Genomic DNA, 18,243 nt, shown 5'->3' with positions numbered 1-18,243 from the left:
AGTTAGTCCTCCTTTCTTTCAAACACACACATTTGTGTCGGATAACCATATGTATCATGCTCTTCACCAATTCCTTCAAATTTAAGGCTATAGATATCAGAGTGATTTCGCTCTGTACACCACTGACGAAATTCAGCTCTTGTCCACTCAAAACGATGATCGTTGTGTCGAAGAACATCCTCCATATCGTATACCTCGTTATATTCACGGTTTGGCGTTGTAATAATCAGGGCATTCGGTTGATAGTCATGTAATATCGTATCCAGCACCTTAGGCAGACGGTACTCGTCGATATGCTCGATGACTTCGCACAAGATAATGACATCCTTGTTCTTTAATCTTTCATCATAGTAGAAGAGTGAGCCCCATAGTTTTTCAGGAACCACAAATTTCTCTTTATTTTTCACTTTCTCGAATCGTCCTAAGGCTTTAATGGCAGCAGTTTGGGACGGCTCAACAGCCAGGATTTCTTTTATCCCTTCTACAAAACCAAGGCGTACTGAAAGTTTCCCTTCACCAGAGCCGAAGTCCACGATGCTTCTTGGATTCATTTGACTGACTGTATCAACGATTTTTTCATAGCGAAGATCATTCAGCCGAACCTTGCTTTCTTTTTCTTCCTTCTTCTCTTCAGGTTTCCTGTTCTCGACGATGCTGTATACTTCCTTAAATCTAAGTGATTGGCGATAGATATAATCTCGCATCGGATGATCCTTCAGCCACCCGTCTCCATATCTCTCAAGCTTTTCAATTTCTTTTTCATCAATGTAGTAGTGCTTATAGTTATCGATGACCGGAATCAATACAAACAAATGCCTTAACCCGTCTTGTAGTGTTTTCATTCCTTTTAAAGAAATGGATCTTGCCGAGCTTTTATCTTTAATTTGGAAAGAGTACTCAATTTCCGGACGGGTAATCATCACTTCATAACCAATCGGCTCAAATAAATCCTTTAATTGGTTATCAGAAAGAGAAGAAACCACAGGGCCAAACTCGAACTGAAACGAAAACGGATGATTCACCCACTCTGTATGCTCTTCCTTCGGCTGACCGTTCAAAGCTGTCCCCAGTGCAGACCTAATCAATGAACAAAAAATGCTGCTTACCGCAAACTCCCGATCATTTATGTAATGAGTAATGTCATAGGAATTGGAATTGCCTTTTACCAATTCGATCGGGTCAGGTGTAACAAAAATCGTCGCTTCCAGTTCTGTTTCTGTAAACTTGCTATAAAAAAGGCGCACTAAATGGCCTTTATGATTTCTCTCATATAAATTACTCGGGTTCTTAGACAATAAATAAGATATAGCTTGTACATTGTCGCCTGAAGCCTGAATCGTTAACTGCATTTGGAACACTCCTTTCAAACACTTCATTCATTAAAAAAGCTAAAGTAAAAGTCTTTCTTAATTTCCTATTATAACAACTAATATTACCACATAATGAAGACTTATCAGCTTCAACTACGACATTATACTCTGATAGGGAGCATCTTTTAGAAGCATGTAAAAATAGGCTCTGGTCATGAGGAAGGAATCTTTTATTATATAATGGAATATTTATTACCTATCATAAAAAAGATTCGGAGTTGAAGAGAAAAGAATGAAAAAAATACATATTATCGGTGCTTCAGGTTCAGGAACTACAACTCTCGGAAAAGCATTATCAAACTCCATATCGACAGTTCATTTTGATACAGATGATTATTACTGGCTGCATAAGTTTAGTGAAAAAAGAGAAGTAAAAGAAAGAAAACAAATACTCCGAAAAGATTTATTAACTTATGATGATTGGATACTATCGGGTTCGTTATGCGGGTGGGGTGATGAATTTATAGGTTATTTTGATTTAGTTATATTTTTATGGATTCCAAAAAATATAAGAATAGAAATGCTTGCAGAAAAGAGAGGCACAAAGGTATGGCAAGGAAATTTTAGTTGGAGGCGACCATTTCGATCAATATAATAACTTTTTAGAGTGGGCCTCCCTATATGACGAGGTTGGAATGGAAGTAAGGAGCAAGCATTCACATGAACAATGGATGTCAGGCTTAACTTGTCCTTTATTAAGGATTGAAGGAGATTATACAGTTCAAGAACGGGTGGAAATTGTTTTAGAGTATGTGCAAAATCTGCGAATGAATTAATTCGTCCTTCAGAAAGATAATCCGACCGTTGCAGGATAATTCGGCCTTTGCGCCATTTATTCGTCCTTCAGAAAGATAATTCGACCGTTGAGCAGGATAATTCGTCCTATCATCCTTGTAATTGAACAAATAATCCCCATCTACTTAACAGAGGGGGATTTTTATTTTTCATAATGCCTTTATTCACTTTACTGTGGCTGAGACTAAAAATTTGATACTATATGAAAATATGTAAGGAAGAAAGAATCCTATAACGAATGGATCCGTCACCGATATACATATAAACTCTTAATAGTATCCATAGCCCCCTCCTTACGTATTGATATATCGAAATGCTCTACTCATTATCGTTGGCACTACTGAAGCGTGATTTTCCTCCGGTGCTATATACAGTTTTACTTCTAATTGTTCCATCGATTGCAAACTAATAAATAATTGATTTGCATCATCCACCATAAATGTCTCTTCACTTCCAACAGTGATTAACAGCTTCCTATTCTCATGTGTTACAGCGTTCTTATAATATTGCTCTGCATACGTGAATAGCTCGTGGTCATTCCACCAGATCGAAGGGCTCGATGCTAAATAATATTGAAAAAGGTCTGGACGTTTAAATAAGGTCCAAAGTACAAACAAGCCTCCTAACGAATGGCCAAATAACGCCTGTTTTTCTACGTCCACTTGGTATTTTTGTGTAACTACTGGCATTAATTCTTGTTCCAAAAAAGCAAGAAATCTTTCAGCACCACCATGTATCCCAATATCTCTTCCTTTTAGTCGCTCTGGGTAAATATATTGTGCTGCTGGAGGAGTGAATTCATAAAATCTTCGCTCGTTTACCTCTTCATTTACTCCATGATGGCCAATCCCTATAACGATGGCCGGTGAAATAAATGTTTTCGGTGCATTTCTCGATTGTAGCTTTACAACATCACGTCCAAATTGAAAATACGCATGACCATCCAACAGATAATAAACAGGAAATCCTTTTTCTGGTGGGGCTACTTTCGGTAGAGATACTTTCACGTCATACGTATATTCCATTATTTTTGATTCTATTTGCCAAAGTTCTGTTTCGTCTAACTGAATTTTATCAGCCAACTCTCATTCCTCCATTAATGTTTCATATCCATAGCAAACTGGTGAGCCATTTTCCTCATCGATCATAATTTTCGCATCAATCTGGAATACTTGTTTCATTACTTCTTGTGTTAAAATCTCTTTCGGTGTTCCAACAGTAATAATTTCCCCATCCTTCATGGCAATAAGCTCATCTGAAAACCGAGCTGCATGATTTATGTCATGAAGAACCATCACGACTGTACAATGATGTTTTTTATTAAGTTTATCCACAATTTTCAGCACTTCAAGCTGATGGGACATATCTAAATAAGTTGTTGGCTCATCGAGTAGCAAAATGTCTGTTTCTTGTGCTAAAGCCATCGCAAGCCAAACTTTCTGTCGTTGTCCACCTGACAATTGATTGATTTCTCTTGACCGAAATTCACTCGTCTTCGTTATCTTCATCGCCCATTCAATGACTTCTAAATCTCTTTTCGAAAGAGTGCCTGCTCTTTTTCGGTGCGGAAAACGGCCATATGATATAAGCTCTTCCACTTTTAATTGCGGTGGAGCTTCAGGGTTTTGTGATAGCAGTGCTAACTGCTTGGCAATTTCTTTTGTTGAGATTGCTTGCATATTTTGTTCCTGCAAAAATACTTTACCACTTTTTTGTTTTAGGATTCTTCCCACCGTTTTTAATAGCGTAGATTTCCCACATCCATTTGGCCCGATAATGGTAGTAATTTTACCTTCTTGTATCGATGTACTCAAATTCTTGAAAACGGTTTGCTTCTCATAACCAGAACATAATTGTTCTACACGTAATACAGCGTTTGTCATTGGGACCTCCTATACTCTAGATCTCGCTAATAAATATAAAAAGTACGGAATACCAATAATGGATACAACAATTCCAACAGGCAGCTCTGATGGCTCAAATAATGTTTTTGCAAAAAAATCTGAAAAAACAAGTAAAAACATGCCAACAGCTGCACTTGTCGGAACTACATAGCGGTGGTTAATTCCGACTAATCTTTTGGCAATATGCGGTGCTATTAATCCGATAAAACCAATACTTCCTGATACCGATACACAAGCACTTACAATTCCAATACTGCTTAACAGCAAAATGGATTTTTCTTTTTCGACTCTTATCCCTAAGCTTTTTACACTAGATTCCTCTAATTGAAAATAATTGAGCAAGTGACTTTTTTTATATATTACAAATCCCAAAATCGCAATCCACGGTATGATAGAAATAACAAATGACCAGTTGGCACTATAAATACTACCTGCGCTCCAAACTGCCGCCATTTCATAATCCTGAGCTTTCATTTTCAGTGAAATATATAGTGACAATGCACCAAAACCACTGCTTATAGCAATCCCTGTTAAAATGAGTCTTTGCATATCTAAAACGCCATTTCTCCATGAAAAAAGATAAATTAATCCCGCCGCTGCAGCCCCGCCAACAAAGCCAAAAAGTGGCATTATCAAAATAGAAAACCAGCTATCTCCTAATCCATTACTATAAGATATTTGAAAGAAGAACATAAAAATAACGATCGCTGCCCCAGCACCTGCATTAATCCCTAAAATACCTGGATCTGCTAAGTCATTTCTCGTTACGCCTTGCATTACAGTACCTGCTATACCTAGTCCAATCCCTACCAATGCTCGCAATGACAATACGAGGCAAACGAAATTCGAAAATAACTAAATCATATTTTTCATTTATATCTATCCGAAGAATTGTTTTTATAATATCCATTACGGACATATCAAATGCTCCGTTGGTAATATGAAAGTAAAAGGCAATACATGTTAATCCTATAAAAACGAACATCGTTGTGATGAAACGACCTAATTCCCCTTTACCCATGACGTTCTCCCCCTCTTGTTCGAATTAAATAAAGAAAGAAAGGGACACCAATAATAACTGTTACTACACCAATAGGCGTTTCAAACGGGAAATTAATAAATCGACTGATTACATCACATAATGCTAGAAAGGTGGCACCTATTACTGCCGAACATGGGATAACAAAACGGTAGTCCATACCGACGATAAAACGTGTAAGATGTGGAATGACTAAACCAACAAAAGCAATTTTCCCGACTAGTGCAACCGCCGTTCCAGTCAAACATACAACAGATAACATACTGATTATTTTCACCCATTTTGTTCGCTGCCCTAAACCAACTGCAATATCATCACCTAACGAGGAAATCGTCACTGACTTAGCAATGCATAGAGCAAGTAAAAGCCCCAATATACCAAAAGGAATGGAAAGCCATAACATTTCAGGATTCACAGTATGTATTTTCGCGTTATACCAGACGCTGACGCTTTGTGAAACTTGAAAATACATCGCAACAGCTGTGGCAACACTACTTAAAAATGTCCCAATAATTGTTCCAATAATCGCTAGCCTAACTGGTGAGAAACCGTCTTTTAAAAGGGAAGCAAATCCGAAAACTAAACCTGCTCCAATAGCAGAACCAACCATTGATAATAAAATCATTTGATAATTCGGTAGACCAGGAAAAAATACCATTGCCAGCGTAATAACAAATGCCGATCCGTCATTTACACCCATTATCGATGGGTCAGCAAGATAATTGCGTGTAACACCTTGCATCACAGCACCCGAAATAGCTAAAAATGCTCCAACACATAAAGCAGCGATTACACGTGGTAATCGCGATGTTATGATAATATTGTGGTCAACATTACCCTTATCGAATTGTGTAATCGCATGCCAAACAGTTAATGCATCAATATCCTTTGCACCATATAAGACGGATAAAGCAATTGCCAGTACGATGAACAGTGGAGAAGTTATAAGAATAATAGAAGCTATCCAATTTGTTTTGTTCATTTCAATTCATCGCACCTTATTTTTAATTCAGTAAGTTTTCAATTGCAGCGTCTAAGAATTTCACTTTTGACCAAGCTGTTCCACCTTGTGCTAATGGGTCAATTGCATTCACAAATACTTGATCGTTTTTAACTGCTTCGATGTTTTTGAAAATTGGATTATCTAATAAATCATCAAGAGCAGTTAGATTGTCAGTATTTTCACTTTTATCAAACTGTACGAAAACATAATCTGGATTAATATCGGCTAAAGCTTCTAATGATAGCTCTGCCTGTGCCTTTGTTTGCGTAATAATTTCTGGAACTGTTGCACCTAAGTCTTCATAAATAACTGGATTTAAATATACATCTGCTGGGTATACACAAACACTTCCTGCACGAATACGCAGCACTAAGATCGTTTTATCTTTCAATGATTCCCCAATCTTCTCTTTCGCCTCAGCAGCCTTTGTATCATAGTCGGCAATGATGGTATCCGCTTCTGATTCTTTCCCTGTTAATTGACCTAATAACTGCAAATTCTCCTTCCAATTAGTAGAAATATGAGAGTATGGAATCATTGTCTCTATTTTGTTTAATTGTTCCGAAACATCCTCAGTGAATTTAGATGAGCCTAAAATAACATCCGGATCTAATGCTAAAATCGCTTCATTATTCGGGGCAAATTTATCCCCTACTAATGCTGCACCATCTAAGTCAGTTGCTAAATAAGTTGGAATTGCATCTGCAATAGCTAATACCCCGGCAGGCTTCACACCTAAAATCGCTGCATCCTCCATCGATTCAAGACTTGCTGCAACAATATTATTTACTTTTGCTGGTAAAACATAATCTTCCCCAAGATATGTAATTGTTTGTTCAGTAGCATCTTCTCCTTGTGCTGATTTCTCTGTACTTGCAGTCTCCTCTGTTGTAACCGAAGTTGTAGCTGCTTCCTCTTCCTGTTCACCACATGCCGCCAAACTTAAAGCTAAAAGTGTTGATGCCCCAATCAATCCATACTTTTTCTTCGTCATTGTAAAATCTCTCTCCTTAATAAAATGATAGAATTAGGCCTAACTAACTTTTTATTGATAATGATTATCAATATCAATGATAATCTAAAGATGACCGTTCCGCAATTATATTTTGAAAAAATAAATATTCTAATACTTAACTAAAAGTATTAAAGGCGTTGTTTCATGTAATAAAATTATAAAAAGTCACAACAAAAAGAAGTGAAGATGCAATCAGGTTATGACATCTTCACTTCTTTTTTGTTTGTTTGTGTGTAAATTACTTAGCTGTGCAAACCACCTTCTACCTTCTCTTTTCACTTAACATGTAGTTTCTCTAAAAATAATCAACTATATAGAGGCTAGTGTTCATCTACAGTGAATCCTTAAGCTCCTTAGAGATAGTAGAAAAATAATCCATGACAAATAAGCGAAATTGCTTAGCAACTGGTGTAAAGTATCGCTTTTCCGACCATCCCAATCCAATCGTCCTTTGGCAAGCAGGTTCTGTTATTCGAATTTTATGTGACAGCGACCCGGTTTGGTGCAGCCAAGTTAACTCTGATACAAAAGCGACACCTAAGCCCCTTCTGACAAGGTCTGAGATAACAGCCGGCTCATCACCTTCAAATGCAATATTCTGAATAAATCCAGCTTCTTGGCAAAATTGATCCGTTAAGTTGCGGAATCCAAAACCTGTGTTCATGCTAATGAACGCTTCGTCTTTCACTTCATTAAGATGAATGCACTCCCTCCCTGCTAGTCGATGATCGGGAGGCACAATCAAAAATATTTCTTCCGTTATCAGCGGTTCCCACTTAATATCGGGGCCTTCAATCGGAACGGACGAAATGCAATAATCAATCTCCCCTTCAATAAGCAATTGTTTCATGGAAGATACAGATTTAAGAAATTGTTGAAAACGAACATCTGGATATTCTGATAAAAATGTCCCCAGCAAATCAGGCAGCACTCTTGGAATGGTAACAGCCAACGTAATATTCTTTTGATCCTGGTCCGCTAATTCCACAATCTCGCGCCTTCCTTCATTTAATTCTGCAAAAGCTCGTTCGACACGGTTCAAGAATATCCTTCCGGCCGCATTCAACCTTATTTTCCGATGTTCCCGATCGAACAACGCCACTCCCAAATCTTCTTCAAGACGAGAAATGGTTTTACTGAGAGACGGCTGAGCAATTTGAAGTTGCTCCGCAGCCTTCGTCATATGTTCTAGGCGTGCTACGGTTTGAAAATACTGCAGCTGTAATATTTCCATTTTTATCACTCGTTTCGTATAGATTCAAATCTATTATTATATAACTAATTATGTATTATACAGTATTTAAAAAAGCCCTTATGATGAAATAATCTCATTTAGTTAGAAAGGGCAGGCTCATTAATGAAAGGATTACAACTCGTACTTCAAGACATAAAAGCAATGTGGAAACATAAACACGGAAGAATCGCCTTGATTTTTCTTTTAGTCGTTCCATTGATTTACTCAGGTTTCTTTTTAGCAGGGTATTGGAATCCTTACGGTAAGTTGGATCAGCTACCTGTTGCAGTGGTCAACCTCGATACAGGATCCGAAATGGACGATAAGCCAATCGAGGCAGGAGATGACTTTGTTAAACAATTGAAGAAGCAGAAAGAATTGGACTTTCACTTTGTATCGGCAAAGGCGGCAGATACAGGGCTTAAAGAGGGTACCTACTATATGGTTGTCACGATTCCAGATGATTTTTCTGAAAATGTCACCACTTTAATGGATGAAAAACCGGAAGCCGCTAAACTTTTATATAAAATTAATCCGGGTAAAAACTTTGTTGCCTCACAAATTAGTACAACTGCAGTTGAAAAAATGACCACCAAAATCAATGCCAGCATCACGAAAGGCTATTCAGAAGGCATCCTTTCCAAATTCCAAGATGTTTCTAAAGGCTTAGCAGACGCCGGAAATGGAGCCGAGGAGCTTCATCAAGGAACTGTCGATGCGAAAAGCGGCAGTGAGAAATTAACAGATGGAATTCAGAGACTAAATGATGGTGCCCAGAAGTTACGTACAGGAAGCACCCAGCTTTCGGACGGACAAGAAGACTTATCTACTGGTGCGGAAGGTCTAACATCAGGTTCCCAGACCTTGTATACCGGCATGAAACAGCTAACAGATGGACAACAAACATTAGAAAATGGTATGAACAAGGTGAGCAAGGGAGTTAAAGACTTGTCAGCTGGCAATTCAAAATTGGTTCAAGGACAGGAACAGGCGGAAAGTACAGCAAGTACCCTTAAGAAGCAATTGGATGCATATGCCCAAAGTCATCCCGAAGCAAAGCAAGATCAAAACTTCAAGCAAATCCTTGCCTTATCTGATGGATTATCCAATGCGGCCACTACTTTAACCGCTGGGCAAAAACAACTGGGACAAGGAGCGGAAAAAGTGGCAGATGGTCAAGTCGCCCTGCAAGCTGGTATGAAAACGTTTGGTGATAAAATGGCGCAGGCTACCTCAGGTGCTAAGCAATTAAACGAGGGAGCAAGCCAATTCACAAACGGATTTACAAAATGGACAAGTGGCTTTTCCACTCTAAACACCGGAATCACTTCACTTGCTGGCGGAAGCAGTCAACTAGCCAGTGGATCAACGGAACTTCAGGAAGGACTTGCTTCACTAGAAACGGGCTCAAACAAGTTATCTTCCAAACTTAATGACGCCGCGGATAAAACAGCAAGCATTCAGTACAGCGATTCTACCACTTCGATGTTCTCTGAACCTGTACAATTGGTCCAATCCAATCTTTCGGAAGTTCCAAACTATGGAACCGGAATCGCTCCTTACTTTCTGTCTCTAGCCTTTTATGTAGGCGGCATTATGGCTTCCAATATCCTGCCGCTAGGCCGCAGACAGAATCTCAAGGTTACCGGAACCGTTCATTTTACGAATAAATTAGGGCTAGTTTATGTAATCGGCTTGATTCAGGCACTTCTCGTGGATGCAGTTGTGCTCCTTGGATTCCATTTACATGTAGCTAGCGTTCCTGTATTTATTCTATCAAGCATCATCGTTTCATTTACCTTCATGACTTTCATACTTATGCTGGTAACCGTATTCGGAGTCGTCGGCAAATTCGCAGCCGTGACCCTTCTTGTATTTCAATTAGCTACTTGCGGTGGAACATTCCCGGGTGAACTTGGAATGTCGCTATTAACACAAATCGGTCAATTTTTACCTATGGCTCATTCCCTTCAGGAGCTACAAGAAGTCATTTCATTAGGCGGCTGGTCAAACTTACAGACCCAGATTTGGATTTTACTCGCCTATCTCGTTTCTGCAGCAGTAATTGGCTGGATTACGAGTCATATCCAGCATGCAAAGGTGAATTCAGAAGATATAGCGTCATAACCTAAAAAGCAGTGCCATTCGATTAGAAATGGCACTGCTTTTTTATCTCTCCGCTTTTACTTGCAAAAAAAGCATGATCACAAGCATATTCCGAAAAGAAAACCGCTATGACCATGCTTTAATCTATAACCTATTCTAAAATTATTAACTGCACCATTTAGTCATTCAGACATTACTTGTGATTAAGCGGTCTGATCAGCTTTTTCAGCTGGCTTATCTTTTGCCGGCCATGCACGCTTAATGAATAATGCCAAAATCAGCGCCACAGCTGCGATAAAGGTAGACACAAAGAAGGAAAAGTTAATTCCATCCAACATGGCCTGCGTCCCGATTTGGGCCTGCATTTGATTCATCATCTCAGTAGTAGGCTGACCTGTTAATTTGCTCATCGCTTTAGTCATAAGATCCTCACCAGTCGAAGCTGACCGGTTAGACATGACCGTAACAAGTAGTGCTGTACCGATTGCTCCGGAAACCTGGTTCAGCGTGTTATTCATCGCTGTACCATGCGGATTCATACGGGCTGGGAGCGAGTTTAAACCATTTGTCATGATAGGCATCATTGCCATCGACAACCCGAATGACCGGATTGAAAACAATAGTACTATGTGTGTATATGATGTATCCATTGTCAGCTTACTGAAGAAATACGTCGTAATCACCGTGATAAGCAAACCAAGAGAAGCAAGAATACGCGCTCCGAACTTATCAAAGAGTTTGCCTGTTATTGGTGACATAATTGCCATTAAGAGAGCACCTGGAAGCATCAATAATCCCGAATCGAACGGGGAAATACCTCGGACCGTTTGAGTGTACAACGGCATTAAGATCATCGCTGAAAACATTGCCATATTTAGTACGATCGAAATGGTTGCAGATAAAGCAAACATTGGATGTTTAAAAATCTTGAATTCAAGCATCGGTGTTTCCATTTTAAGCTGGCGTGTAATGAAAAGGACCAGTGAAACGGCACCAACAATTAATGTTCCGTATACCAAAGGGCTATCCCAGCCCTTGCTGCCTGCTGAGCTAAATCCATACAACAGGCCGCCAAAGCCTAAGCTTGATAAAATGACAGATAGAATATCAATTTTGATATCAACTTTTTCTTTCTTGTCTTTAAGTTTAAAGAAACCAAAAATTAGTATAAGTAAAGCAAGAGGAGTAATAAAGTGGAAAAGCATTCTCCAATCATAGTGTTCGATAATCCAGCCTGAAAGCGTCGGCCCGATAGCAGGAGCAAACATCATGACTAAACCAAACAATCCCATCGCCGAGCCGCGTTTTTCAACAGGGAAGGCAGTTAAAAGAACGTTCATTAATAATGGCATCATAATCGCCGAACCAGCAGCCTGAACCATCCGCGCGCCTAATAACAGCGGGAATACGTGTGCTACACCTGCAACAATCGTCCCGATTGAAAATAACAGCATGGCTGTCAAGAACAGATTACGCACCGAATATTTTCTTATTAAGAAGGCGGTTGTAGGAATCATGATTCCGTTCACCAGCATGTATCCTGTTGTCAGCCATTGGACCGTAGACGTCTCAATTCCAAGGTCTGTTTTAATTGATGGTAGTGCAATATTCAAAAGGGTCGAATTCAGTATGGATATAAATGCCGCGACCATTAAAATAATCAGGATACCATATGAGCCCTTTTTTTCAGTAATTTGAGCAGTACTCACTTTTTATCTATTCCTCCATTCAAACTAATAGTTCATTTTATTGTACGACTGGTATAATCCAATCTGCATAAAATCTATAATATACCTCTAGTTCAATTTTTGCAATAAAAATTTACTGGTTTAAATAAGGGTTTGTACTGTAATAGAAAATAGAGTACGATTACATTTATACAGGCAGTATAATGGAAATTAGGTGATTTGATGAATAATCGAAGACAGAATGTCATCGATACAGCTCATAAGCTGTTTATTGAAAAAGGATATCAAGCCACGTCCATCCAGGACATTTTAGACGGCAGCGGCATTTCTAAGGGTACATTTTATAATTATTTCCCTTCGAAGGGTGAATTATTTATAGCTATATTCCGTTCCTACCATAAGAAGATTCACCAAGCCCGTGAAGAACTATTAATTGGTCAAGATTTAGCCGATATTGAAATCTTTATTAAGCAGTTGGAACTGCATATGATGGTGAACAAACAAAGTAAATTACTTATCCTGATCGAAGAAGTGCGTGTGTCTAACGACGATGAATTAAAACAATTCATCAACCGAATCCAATTATTAAGCATACGCTGGGTGTATAGTCGGTTCCTCGATATATTTGGGGAAAGCAAAAAACCGTATCTGTTAGATAGCGCCATTCTCTTTCTTGGGATGACGACCCACTTGAATCATTTTAATTATAAAGCCAAAACTATCAGTTCTCCGGAAATAAAAGTCATCCGTTACTGCATGAACCGAATCGTCCATATAGTCAATGAGGTAGCTGAAAGCGGAGAGCAGGTTCTTGACCCAGAGCTAATTGATACATGGATTCCTAATTTCAGGTGCAATCTTCATACCAGCCACAATGATCTGATGCAATCCACCTTGGCATTGAAAAAAGCAACAAACAAAGCTCTACCTTGCAGCGAAGATCGAGCCAAAGCAATTGAACTGATTGATTTCATCCATGAAGAGATAACGCAATCCAGCAAACCACGCCAATTTTTGATAGAAAGTTTGCTGAACACCTTAAAAACCCAATACGCAACAATTGCCCAGCAATATGTTGAAAATTTCGAAGAAAATATCAACTTCTGCTTGAGCCAATTAGAACAAGAAATATAAAGTCTGATGAAAATGAATGGGCTAACCTAAAAACTAAAGACAAAGAAAAAACAGTATGTTATTGAACACATACTGTTTTTTCTAATTTATGAAATGATGGAAAGTCGATTTATTTGTAACGACGGACGAATTATCTCTCTGAAGGTCGTATTATTCCTGGCCACGGACGAATTATCTCTCTGAAGGTTGAATTGTTCCTGGCCACGGTCGAAAAATCGGAGGTGTTTTGCATGTGCAGAAATTGTGCATTCATGTGAAGGAAAATGGTCAGTTGTGGATATCACTAAAACCAGTTTTCATCATCTGTAACCCACTTGCTATAAATTCCGTTTTCTCCATACACTCAGATACCCAACATTTTCCCACCCCGCTGCCACTGCTGCACTAAGATTTTCATCCTGCTCATAACCGACTAAATGCTTGCCTACATGATTTTGACTGATTACATGAACAATATCTCTCCATATGGATGCAGCAGCATTTCCAGAGGAAAAAACATTTGATACGCCAATCGTGTCTCCACTGCCATTAGCAATAAAACCAGCAGTTATTTCATCTCCTTCTTTTGCATATACAACAACATCAGGCTGAAATAAGATATCCGGTAACAGAATGCCGTTTAAACCGGAAACCGATGTCCAGCACTGAAGTTCCTCTTCTGAGATGATTCTCCTGTATGCTGCCTTTTCAACATCTTCAACAATTGCAGGTTTATGGTAAATCCAACTGGCTTCATATAAAAGTTCAAAGTTATCTCCTAGTTTTAAGGATGAAAAACTGTCTTTAATAAACTCTGCTTGTGAGTCCTCTATAAAATTAAAGAATTCATCGTTACATACATCATTACTCAATGTAATGACATCGGGATAATAGGTCGGAGCTTTTTTATCCAAACCCCAGAGGTTATTTCCACTCCTAATTCGACATCCATGAAGTTTACTTATAATTCCGCACCAGACAACATTGTTCATTACAGCTAATTCTTGTTTTGATGTCAACATAACCCTCCTCTTTATCTTCCTCTGAACAAACTACGCTTAATTATATTCGCTGTTATACATCGGAAAATCCTGTCAAACTCATATGTATAAAAAAAGTGTCGATCACTCTACCAGATGAAATTTAGTATAAAAATAAGGACGCCTACTTCTATAACGCTTTTAAACTTTCCAGTAAAAGATAAATCCCTGTAAAAATTAAAAGGATATATGTAAATATTCTAAATACCCTTTGGTTTAGCCGTTTGAAAATAATTTGACCTATATACAAACCCAGAAATACAATTGGAATTGCATAAAGACTTGATTCCCATATTACTTTGTTGGTTCCAGTAAAGATTATTTGGGTTATGAGACTGATGAAATAAATAAAGAGATAAAATGCTAAGGTAGTTGCTCTTAACTTTCCTTTTTCAGTATCTGTTCCTGTAAAGTAAAGCAATAACGGAGGGCCAGGCATACCGATACTTGTCGTTAAAACACCTGATATCCCGCCAACTATGAAATCCCTAAATTGTGTTGGTTTAACCCTAAAATTGCCTATCAGTAACAATGTTAATATTAAAAGTAGTATGCTAATCCCTAATTTTAAAGCATTAATGTTAATTGAAACAAAGATTAAAACACCCAATGGTACGCCAACTATACTTCCTAATATAAATCTTTTTAATAGTATAAAATCAATGTCATTTCGTATCTTCAAAATTAATGATATTGAAATAACTAAAGATAAAATAATATTTATTTGTATGGCTTCTTGCGGTTGGAATAACATTAGTAAGAAAGGTGTCGCCATTATGGAAAAACCAAAACCTGTACTTGATTGCAGTATAGAAGCCACCAATACAATGCATATGAAAATTAGTGCAGTCCCCAAAGTACAAACCCCCTATTTTAAAAATTATCTCTTCTTTTCTTTGCTGTACTTTTTCTTTTTCTCTTCTAATTTCATATACCCTCTCGTTAGGTAATAGCTTACAATATATGTATCTTAATTAGAGGGGAACAATAAACCCAAACCCAATATGAATTAACATCTCAAAAACTAAAGTTTCATTATATAGTGCAATTTTTCAGGCTTCATTTCTATAGGCATGCTTACTTTGGTATTTGTAACCGATGTATGAACAAGAAAGACCTTCATAATTGAAGGCCCTTCCTTTTATGTATCAATAAGACCATTTCTCATCATCTGTAACCCATTGATTTTTCTTTAAATCAAAGGATTCATAATCATCGTGAAGAGAAAAGTAGGCTGGCAATGTGATTGATTGTCCATCTGCTTTTTTCCAGCAATCTGCGACCCAAGTAGCAAACGCTTGTTTTTCTGCAAGGTTAAGTTCTTCTTCATTTTTTTCGTAGAAATCCCAAAAGTCATCTGTTTGATTACCTAACAGGTGGGTGTATCTTACATTTTCAATCATATCCAGACTACCTGCAAAGATAGTAGAATCCGTACCCTCATTAAAGACTTCATTAGCTTGTCTATCCATTGAGAACATAGTAATGGATAAGTCAAACTCTGAAGGGTCATCTACAAATGCTACAAAATCCAATAATTCCACTTTAGAGTAAATGGTGTATTTATGTAACTCCTGCATTTTTCTGATTAATGTTTCCGATTTTGCTTCAAGGTTTTCTTCTACTGACTTCATATAACTGTCGATCGTATAAAGTGATTTAACTTCTTCATCTTCTTTGATTGATTTTTCCTCATCTTCTTTGACTGTTTTTTCTTCAGAATTGGCTTTCTTGTTCTCAGCTTCACAACCCAATAGCCCTAATAATAATAAAATAGAAAATATAACAAGTGATACCTTTTTCAAATCTTTTCCTCATTTCTATAACTTTTCCAACACGATTCAACTTATTATAACAAACCTTATACCCAAAAGGTCTCTTCAGATGCATACGAAAAAAGTTGCCGAAGCAACCCTTTTTGAAGTGAAATTTTCCTCCGCGATTCAACATGTCTATGGCATTCCAACAAATTCTTCAATAAGCCATTTCTTAACAGATCGTAGACTAAAAGCTAATTTTCTGTTTCGATGGAATAACTGATTTAGCTAGCCATCTGTTTTTGTTGTTTATATGCATTGTATTTATTCGTCATTTTATGAATAGGCCTATTTTGTCCCCTACTTTAAAAATGGAGCATAATCCTAAATTCCCTCACAAAACAATTCTCAGTAATTATACGGGATACATAAGGAAAGACTAACCATTATTGCTATAAAAGGAGGGCCTAAAAATGAGTACGAAAGATAATGCTTTGTCCATACTAGCTTTAGGCGGAGTAAATGAAATCGGTAAAAACATGTATGTGATCCAATATTCAAACGATATTATTATTATCGACTGTGGTGCAAAGTTTCCAGATGAAAGTTTATTAGGAGTTGATTTAATTATTCCTGATATTACATTTCTGCAGGAAAATATAAATAATATCCGCGCTTTAATTGTGACTCATGGGCATGAAGATCATATAGGGGTATCCCCTACATCTTAAAAAAAATAAATGTACCCATATATGCCACACGTTTAACACTTGGTTTAATTGAATTAAAATTAATAGAACATAGACTATTGGGTGATACTGAATTAATTCAGATTGACTCTGATTCAAAGATTAAATTTGGTAATTTAAATCTAGATTAATCATAGTATACCCGACTGTCTAGGAGTCACCATACATACCCCAGAAGGTACAGTGGTTCACACAGGGGACTTCAAATTTGATTTAACTCCTATGAATAAGCAATATCCTGATATTCATAAAATGGCCAGAATCGGGAGTGAAGGTGTCTTGGTTTTATTATCTGAAAGTACTAATGCTGAACGCCCTGGCTCAAGTCCTTCAGAGCATCTTGTTGGTAGCCATATTGAAGAGGCCTTTATGCAGGCTAAACAGAAAGTTTTTCTATCTACCTTTGCTTCAAATGTTAATCGTGTCCAACAAGTTGTGAACGCTTGCCGGAAGACAAACCGAAAACTCGCCTTATTAGGACGAAGTATGGTTAACGTCGTATCTGTTGCCATGGAGCGCGGGTACCTCGATATTCCAGATGGGATGCTGATCCAAGCACATGAAGTCGATAATTATGCTCCTGAAAGAGTCGCGGTATTATGTACAGGAAGTCAAGGGGAACCGTTTGCTGCCCTGTCTCGCCTTTCCAGTTCGAATTATCGCGATATGAGTATATTACCTGATGATACAGTGATTCTTGCCTCCACTCCAATCCCCGGAAATGAACGGGATGTTTCACGTATCATCGACAACTTGTTTCAGCTGGGAGCAAAAGTCATTTACGGATCAGGAAGTGTAACAGGCATGCATGTTTCTGGACATGCCTACCAGGAAGAGTTAAAACTCATGCTTACCCTGATGAAGCCTAAGTATTTCATACCCATTCACGGTGAATATAGGATGTTGCACCAACATCGAATATTAGCTGAGTCTGTCGGGGTAGAGAAGGACAATATTTTCGTTATCAATAATGGCGATGTCGTGGATATTGATAACTCGGTCGCCCTTCAAACCAGAAAAGTTCCTGCTGGCAATACCTTTGTTGACGGTATGGGCGTTGGTGATGTTGGAGAAATCGTACTGCGGGACCGTAAGCAGCTTTCCGAAGACGGGATGCTCGTAATTGTCATAACACTAAGCAAAACGGAAAGAAAAATAGTGTCAGGACCGGATACCATTTCCCGTGGATTTGTATATATTCAAAATTCCGAAGATCTCCTTAGACAGGTAAATCGCCTTGTCACGAAAACAGTCAACGAATTACAAAGTGATAAAATATACCGTTGGAATATCATTAAACAAACTATTAAGAAGGAAATAGGACAATATCTCTATAACCAAACGAAGAAGAAACCAATGATCCTTCCAATAATCATTGAAATTTAGCGTCAATTGAAGCTCCACAAAAATGGAACTCGACTTCATATAGT

The 18,243-nt window shown here is 38.0% G+C and carries 12 protein-coding genes and 3 pseudogenes; 4 read left to right on the top strand and 11 right to left on the bottom strand.

Annotation, left to right across the window (positions count from 1 at the left end; translation table 11 throughout):
* Nucleotides 1-2: 2 nt before the first annotated feature.
* Nucleotides 3-1,349, bottom strand: coding sequence for a 3' terminal RNA ribose 2'-O-methyltransferase Hen1 (locus JFU50_RS15545; protein WP_201223244.1), 1,347 nt, complete (start codon nucleotides 1,347-1,349; stop codon nucleotides 3-5).
* A gap of 253 nt (nucleotides 1,350-1,602) precedes the next feature.
* Between JFU50_RS15545 and JFU50_RS15540 the strand changes: the two are divergent.
* Nucleotides 1,603-2,146 (top strand): annotated as a pseudogene (locus tag JFU50_RS15540) (ATP-binding protein).
* Nucleotides 2,147-2,458: 312 nt separating this feature from the next.
* Here JFU50_RS15540 and JFU50_RS15535 read toward each other — a convergent pair.
* From JFU50_RS15535 to JFU50_RS15510, 6 genes and pseudogenes are all read right to left on the bottom strand, one after another.
* Nucleotides 2,459-3,247 carry an alpha/beta hydrolase gene (locus JFU50_RS15535; protein ID WP_242485384.1) on the bottom strand — a complete coding sequence of 263 codons (789 nt, stop codon included), beginning with the start codon at nucleotides 3,245-3,247 and terminating at the stop codon, nucleotides 2,459-2,461.
* A gap of 3 nt (nucleotides 3,248-3,250) precedes the next feature.
* The gene (locus tag JFU50_RS15530) at nucleotides 3,251-4,048 is read right to left on the bottom strand and encodes an ABC transporter ATP-binding protein (RefSeq protein WP_201186464.1); all 798 of its coding nucleotides are present in this window, start codon (nucleotides 4,046-4,048) and stop codon (nucleotides 3,251-3,253) included.
* 9 nt (nucleotides 4,049-4,057) lie between these two features.
* A pseudogene (locus JFU50_RS15525) lies at nucleotides 4,058-5,054 on the bottom strand (FecCD family ABC transporter permease).
* Between the two features lie 28 nt (nucleotides 5,055-5,082).
* A complete protein-coding gene (locus tag JFU50_RS15520; RefSeq protein WP_201186468.1) occupies nucleotides 5,083-6,090 on the bottom strand; it encodes a FecCD family ABC transporter permease in 1,008 nt (335 codons plus the stop codon).
* A gap of 22 nt (nucleotides 6,091-6,112) precedes the next feature.
* The gene (locus JFU50_RS15515) at nucleotides 6,113-7,105 is read right to left on the bottom strand and encodes an ABC transporter substrate-binding protein (RefSeq protein ID WP_201223242.1); all 993 of its coding nucleotides are present in this window, start codon (nucleotides 7,103-7,105) and stop codon (nucleotides 6,113-6,115) included.
* Nucleotides 7,106-7,457: 352 nt separating this feature from the next.
* Nucleotides 7,458-8,360, bottom strand: a complete 903-nt coding sequence (locus JFU50_RS15510) for a LysR family transcriptional regulator (protein ID WP_057219855.1) — start codon at nucleotides 8,358-8,360, stop codon at nucleotides 7,458-7,460.
* Between the two features lie 123 nt (nucleotides 8,361-8,483).
* Here JFU50_RS15510 and JFU50_RS15505 point away from each other — a divergent pair, with 123 nt between their 5' ends.
* Entirely contained in the window at nucleotides 8,484-10,487 is a 2,004-nt protein-coding gene (locus JFU50_RS15505; protein WP_201223240.1) for a YhgE/Pip domain-containing protein, read from the top strand.
* A 182-nt stretch (nucleotides 10,488-10,669) separates the two neighbouring features.
* Here JFU50_RS15505 and JFU50_RS15500 read toward each other — a convergent pair whose 3' ends face one another.
* On the bottom strand, nucleotides 10,670-12,118 hold the full coding sequence (locus tag JFU50_RS15500) for a DHA2 family efflux MFS transporter permease subunit (RefSeq protein WP_201225098.1): 1,449 nt from the start codon (nucleotides 12,116-12,118) through the stop codon (nucleotides 10,670-10,672).
* A gap of 258 nt (nucleotides 12,119-12,376) precedes the next feature.
* On the opposite strand from JFU50_RS15500, the gene JFU50_RS15495 reads away from it, so the two are divergent.
* A complete protein-coding gene (locus JFU50_RS15495) occupies nucleotides 12,377-13,288 on the top strand; it encodes a TetR/AcrR family transcriptional regulator (protein WP_201223238.1) in 912 nt (303 codons plus the stop codon).
* A gap of 317 nt (nucleotides 13,289-13,605) precedes the next feature.
* Here JFU50_RS15495 and JFU50_RS15490 read toward each other — a convergent pair whose 3' ends face one another.
* The 3 genes from JFU50_RS15490 to JFU50_RS15480 all read right to left on the bottom strand — a co-directional run bounded on the left by JFU50_RS15490 (nucleotide 13,606) and on the right by JFU50_RS15480 (nucleotide 16,112).
* Nucleotides 13,606-14,286 carry a hypothetical protein gene (locus JFU50_RS15490; protein ID WP_201223235.1) on the bottom strand — a complete coding sequence of 227 codons (681 nt, stop codon included), beginning with the start codon at nucleotides 14,284-14,286 and terminating at the stop codon, nucleotides 13,606-13,608.
* 151 nt (nucleotides 14,287-14,437) lie between these two features.
* A complete protein-coding gene (locus tag JFU50_RS15485; RefSeq protein WP_201223234.1) occupies nucleotides 14,438-15,163 on the bottom strand; it encodes a sulfite exporter TauE/SafE family protein in 726 nt (241 codons plus the stop codon).
* 292 nt (nucleotides 15,164-15,455) lie between these two features.
* A complete protein-coding gene (locus JFU50_RS15480) occupies nucleotides 15,456-16,112 on the bottom strand; it encodes a hypothetical protein (protein ID WP_242489053.1) in 657 nt (218 codons plus the stop codon).
* Between the two features lie 425 nt (nucleotides 16,113-16,537).
* Between JFU50_RS15480 and JFU50_RS15475 the strand changes: the two are divergent.
* Nucleotides 16,538-18,199, top strand: a pseudogene (locus tag JFU50_RS15475) (ribonuclease J).
* Nucleotides 18,200-18,243: the final 44 nt, after the last annotated feature.

The organism is Peribacillus sp. TH14, assembly GCF_016651145.1.
Classification (GTDB): domain Bacteria; phylum Bacillota; class Bacilli; order Bacillales; family DSM-1321; genus Peribacillus; species Peribacillus butanolivorans.
This window is presented reverse-complemented; position numbering and strand designations above follow the sequence as displayed.

Bases quoted from the DNA above. Each gene is read 5' to 3' on its own strand.
- JFU50_RS15545 (WP_201223244.1), bottom strand. From the start codon at position 1,349: ATGCAGTTAACGATTCAGGCTTCAGGCGACAATGTACAAGCTATATCT.
- JFU50_RS15530 (WP_201186464.1), bottom strand. From the start codon at position 4,048: ATGACAAACGCTGTATTACGTGTAGAACAATTATGTTCTGGTTATGAG.
- JFU50_RS15520 (WP_201186468.1), bottom strand. From the start codon at position 6,090: ATGAACAAAACAAATTGGATAGCTTCTATTATTCTTATAACTTCTCCA.
- JFU50_RS15515 (WP_201223242.1), bottom strand. From the start codon at position 7,105: ATGACGAAGAAAAAGTATGGATTGATTGGGGCATCAACACTTTTAGCT.
- JFU50_RS15510 (WP_057219855.1), bottom strand. From the start codon at position 8,360: ATGGAAATATTACAGCTGCAGTATTTTCAAACCGTAGCACGCCTAGAA.
- JFU50_RS15505 (WP_201223240.1), top strand. From the start codon at position 8,484: ATGAAAGGATTACAACTCGTACTTCAAGACATAAAAGCAATGTGGAAA.
- JFU50_RS15500 (WP_201225098.1), bottom strand. From the start codon at position 12,118: ATGGTCGCGGCATTTATATCCATACTGAATTCGACCCTTTTGAATATT.
- JFU50_RS15495 (WP_201223238.1), top strand. From the start codon at position 12,377: ATGAATAATCGAAGACAGAATGTCATCGATACAGCTCATAAGCTGTTT.